General features: G+C 32.9%; 5 protein-coding genes. All 5 read left to right on the forward strand.

What is annotated here, in order from left to right; all coding sequences use genetic code 11:
- A partial coding sequence (locus tag AC1DSL_RS15640) for an RES family NAD+ phosphorylase (protein WP_477532889.1) occupies positions 1–812 on the forward strand: 812 nt, incomplete at its 5' end.
- Between the two features lie 467 nt (positions 813–1,279).
- Positions 1,280–2,551 carry a hypothetical protein gene (locus AC1DSL_RS15645; RefSeq protein ID WP_477532890.1) on the forward strand — a complete coding sequence of 424 codons (1,272 nt, stop codon included), beginning with the start codon at positions 1,280–1,282 and terminating at the stop codon, positions 2,549–2,551.
- Positions 2,552–2,632: 81 nt separating this feature from the next.
- The gene (locus AC1DSL_RS15650; protein ID WP_477532891.1) at positions 2,633–2,992 is read left to right on the forward strand and encodes a pyrophosphohydrolase domain-containing protein; all 360 of its coding nucleotides are present in this window, start codon (positions 2,633–2,635) and stop codon (positions 2,990–2,992) included.
- 70 nt (positions 2,993–3,062) lie between these two features.
- Positions 3,063–4,106, forward strand: a complete 1,044-nt coding sequence (locus AC1DSL_RS15655) for an HNH endonuclease (protein ID WP_477532893.1) — start codon at positions 3,063–3,065, stop codon at positions 4,104–4,106.
- Between the two features lie 337 nt (positions 4,107–4,443).
- The coding region (locus AC1DSL_RS15660; protein WP_477532892.1) for a thermonuclease family protein at positions 4,444–5,038 on the forward strand (595 nt) is incomplete at its 3' end.

A 5,038-nucleotide genomic window follows, 5' to 3' on the forward strand; every position in this document is an offset into this window, starting at 1 on the left:
AATTAAGATATATTGAAGATAAAATACCTACTAATAAATTTTATGTGACCCATGCATTTAATTCAGAAAAGGATTCTCTGGAATATAACTTAGAAAATGAAGATTCGAATGAAGCGATACCAATTCAAGAATTAACAAGTACATTGGCAATTACTGATGTTTTTTCAAGTCTCACAATGAATGAAGTTGTTTCATTTTATAGTCATTTAGCCAAACTCCCGATGCTTGGACTCCATCATCCTGTGGGACAACGAATTTTATATGAGATTAATAATGTTCAAATGGCAGAAGTAAAAGATTTGCATATATTTAGGGTAAGAAATCGAAGTCAAATTGATCGTCAGATACCATTTGTAGATTCGGAAATGTTTGAAGCTCCTCATGGATATGCGACTCAAGGTAGATTTAATCATCAAGGTCATGGAGAGTTATATGTTTGCGATAATAAGAACGTTGCTATTAAAGAGGTAATATCAAAAGAGAAAGATTTAAGATACGAAATTATTGAATGGAAACTTGAAGAATCTGTTAAGCTAATTGATTTGTCTCATATAAATTCACCGCTAGCAAAGTATTGTAGTTTTCATAAGACTACACCAAATGGACAAGAATATTTAATACCCAATTTTATCGCTCAATGTGCAAAACATCAAAAAATATCTGGCATAAGGTATAATAGTGTTCATGATAATGAGGCTTTAAATTACGTTTTCTTTGATTTTGAAGAAAAATGGTTTAAAACTATACATCTTGATGTGGATCTAGAGTTGGAATTTCTTGAAGAATGTATACGAACAAAAACAGTAGCTTAGTTGTTTAAAATCTATATTTGTTAAAAAAGACAGTTAGCTTCGTATAAAGCTTACTGTCTTTTTTTATATATGAGTTTATTAAAATTGTGGGCTTCGGAGTAAAGTTGTCTTGTTTCATTAAGTGCATATTATGATACTAAAATCAATAACTGATTGTGTAAGCTTTCCTGCCGTCTCTAAATGTGCATTATAAAATTATGGAACGCATCAAAAGTGTAGTTGACTTTTTGATACTTGAAGTGCACAAGAAATGTATCTTAAAGCAGGAAAGGTAGTTATGAGACTATGAAGACATTCAGTTATGTGCGTATATCATCGAAAGATCAGAATGAAGCAAGGCATAAACAAAGCCCTGATAAATCGCTCATTTTAGTAGTTAACAACATTTCACACAAGAATGGATATAGTTTACAAAATTAATAAGGTACAATGGCAATGGTACATGTAGACTATATTGGGGTGAGAGAATGAAGAAAATGTTCCTAGTTGTGGTGAGTTCAATTTTGTTGTTAACGTTTAGTAAAGAAACAATAGCTCACCCAGGAAATACAGATAGTTATGGAAAACATACTTGTAGAACCAATTGTGGACAATGGGGATTAGAGTATGGAGAATATCATGGACATGATGGCGGAATAAGCGATTCTTCATCTTCTGGATCAGGTGATTCTTCTTTTGATTCTACTTATTCAGTCGAGGATTCCATTATGAGCGAGCAAGACTTAGAAGTTCATTACGATGAACTACAAAACCAAGGATATGATGTTGGCTTTCAAGATGGATATAACGATGAAGGATTTGTTGATTTTCATCAAGAAGTTTATGCAAAATTATCAAATGCAGATTATAGTTGGTATGAACTTGGTTATGAAAAAGGGTACAAAGACGGGGAAGAACAAAGAGTTAATGAAATTATACAGAAACAAGAAGCTGACTTTTTAACTGGCGAGAAAATAGGCTACGAACAAGGGAACATAGACTTTAATAACAAAACGGTAAAGCAAATACCGCAAGCTGATTCCTCTCAAACGAAATATTGGGTTAAAGGATATACAGAAGGCTACCACAAAGCGGTAAAAGTAATGAAAGTATCAGCGCAGGCGAAAGAAGAAGGATATCAACAGGGCTTAATACAGGAAGTAACGAGCATCCCATCTCATTACTCAAGTGAATATGAAACGAAGATAGCTTTTGAAGAAGGGTTCAAAAAAGGAAACGATGAAAGAATTAAGAAGTTGCATCAAGCTTTTGAAAAGGAAGGATATGAAGCTGGATTTAATCAATTGACTTTTCCGACCACTAAACATGTTCCCGAATTATATATGTTATCGTACAAAAATGGCTATGAGAAGGGGAAGAGAGCAAAAGAAGATGAAGTTTATCAACTAGGTTACGACCTAGCATTTAACACGACAATATATCAAATGGATAATCAGTATAAAGATCATCCTAATCTACAAAAGCAACATCAAAATGGTTTTGAAGCAAACAAGGAAGCTATTGCTATACGTGAAGAGGCATTTGAAGCAGGGAAGAGTGGGGAAAAAATCTTGATACCAGAAAAATTAATAAGTAACAAAGCTGCAGTAATGTTATACAAAAAATATTTCAAAAAGGGCAAGGAAAGAAGAGTAGTCATTAATAAACAAATTCTACTTAGCGGTATAATTACTGTTCCATCAGGATTGTTTGGAGGATATTATCTACATAGAAGAAAAATGAAAAAGAAGAAGTTGTAATGTCATTTGAGTTAGATTTAGTATAATCACACCCGTTGCTTAATTTACTCTAAATACTTATTAAAATATGAGTTTTATTAGTTGAAGAAGATCAAATTCAGAGCTAAAGGAGAAATGAATATGAAAGTTTATAACAAGTTAGTTCGTGATAAAATTCCGCAAATAATCAGAGAAAGTGGGGAGAAGTGTGATATTAATACACTTGAAGATGATAATTATATATTGATGCTTAATGAAAAACTCTACGAGGAGATTGACGAATACAAGAATGCAAGCAATAAAGAAATTGTCTATGAACTTGCAGATATCATGGAGATTGTTTTGGCTATTGCAGAGCATAACGGAATTAGTAAAGATGAATTGGAAAAGGTCAGGGCGGAAAAAAGTAATGAGCGTGGAGGATTTAAGTGCAAAATCTTTTTAGAAAAGGTTTATAAATAAGGACTTCATATTGACTAGAGGTATAACCACCAATTCTTTGTGAGAAAGGGAGTGTAAGTTGTTGAATTTCATGCAAGATGATAACTCACTAGATAGTCAATTCAGGTCAATATATTTATTTGGAGCTAATGTCGCAACCTACAAATTTGCCTTGGCAAAATCATTACTGGAACTTAGCAAACAAGAAAAGGAATTCGTATCTCTTGAAGATTTATCGCCTATATATGTAAAACATATGTTAGATCATGTACGTGAAGGGAAACGTCAAATTACAAGTAATGGATCGAAGTTTATACAAGCATGTCAATTGTATGAAGATAATCAAATAACATTAGAACAATTACTATTAGTCACTGAGAAATTAGGTTTCAAAAATGTCTTAGATGCTTTTCACAATATTCCTGGAAGAGAACTAGGATCGAAATTTTTTGTAAAAGACATTAAAGGAAAAAAGTTAGGTAGTACATTGACTGATGACTTGTTTATGATGAATCAAGGGTTGCAAAGTAATAACATGTATGAAGAAATTGAAGGCAGATGGAACCTAGTTGAAACAGCTTGGACTGAAAGAAATCCAAATTTAGAAATCAAATATGACTTGGAAATCGAAGAATTCTTCTCACTTAGACCTGTTACTGCAGAAAACTATTTGAATTCTCATTTTAGAATTCCTCTCACTCCTGTTCGTAAACCATTAAATGGGTATCAGAAAGGCAGATGTTTCTATTGTTTTGCTCCAATTTCAATAATCAGCAACCAAACCGAAACATGTGATGTTGATCACTTCATACCATTGAGCATTCAAAATAGTTCATCGGTTGACCTCAACTTAAATGGTGTGTGGAATTTAGTCTTAGCATGCCAAGATTGTAATAGAGGAGAGGAGAACGGTAAATTCTCCCGCCTTCCCCAAATTCATTTATTACACAGGTTAATGAAAAGAAACGAATATCTTATACAAAGTAACCATCCATTAAAAGAAACTTTAATGATTAATACTGGAATGTTGCGATCCGCAAGGCTCAACTTTTTAGAGAGTATCTATAGGTTAGCAAAATCAATCAAAACCGCTGCTGCATGGGAGCCGAAATTTTTGAAAGGTGATGGCTTCTAGATAAAGCATACACACACATCTATAGCCTTTAGTCGCCACAATGGAATGGAGCTATTTAACGAAACCTAAAACCAAAGAAGTCCTTTTAATGGACTTCTTTGGTTTTGTTAACTCATGGGTGTTTTTTTCCAAGATTTGAAAGTATTAATGGTTATTTATGTTATTATTTAATAATCAGGCCGATTGTTTTAATATTATACAAATATTAGACTATTTTTTATGTCAAATAACATACATAGGAGGATTTGAAACATCTTTTGTTTTCGTAAAATTAATATGACAAAGATTTAGTACTCATTATTTCAACTGACAAATCCATATTAAGAGGAGAATCTAAATGTTTAAATCAAAACTTTTCAAACCAATTTCTGCATCGGTACTTGCTGTATCTTTATTCTTCAGTTCAGTATCACCGCTAGCTTCACTTAATGAACCATCAATCGTTCATGCAGCAGATAAGCCACCAGCAACAGCTGTAATGTCGAAAGTTACTGAAGTAGTTGATGGTGACACAATCAAATTAAATTATAAAGGAAAATCTGAAACTGTTCGTTTCATACTGATTGACACTCCAGAAACGAAGAAACCCCAAACATGCGTTCAATTATTTGGGGCTGAGGCTTCTGCTTTTACAAAGAAAGCATTACTAAATAAAGAGGTTAAAGTTGAATTAGGAGTCGAAACTCGAGACCAGTATGGTCGCCTTCTTGCTTACATTTATATTAGTGATGTGATGTTTAACAAGACATTACTAGAAAAAGGTCTAGCTCGAGTAGCTATTTATAAACCGAATACTAAATATTTAGAAGAATTACAAGCTGTAGAAAAAGTAGCCAAAGGTAAAAAACTAGGAATCTGGTCAAGTACAAATGCAATAAATGGTGGTTGTGCACCAAAAGTAGTTTCTGTACCAAAACCAGTAATAACAAAAC

This window comes from Paenisporosarcina sp. P4_D4 (assembly GCF_056401835.1).

What these genes read in the sequence shown, in the direction of transcription:
- AC1DSL_RS15645 (WP_477532890.1), top strand. Translation starts at nt 1,280, where the DNA reads ATGAAGAAAATGTTCCTAGTTGTGGTGAGTTCAATTTTGTTGTTAACG.
- AC1DSL_RS15655 (WP_477532893.1), top strand. Translation starts at nt 3,063, where the DNA reads ATGCAAGATGATAACTCACTAGATAGTCAATTCAGGTCAATATATTTA.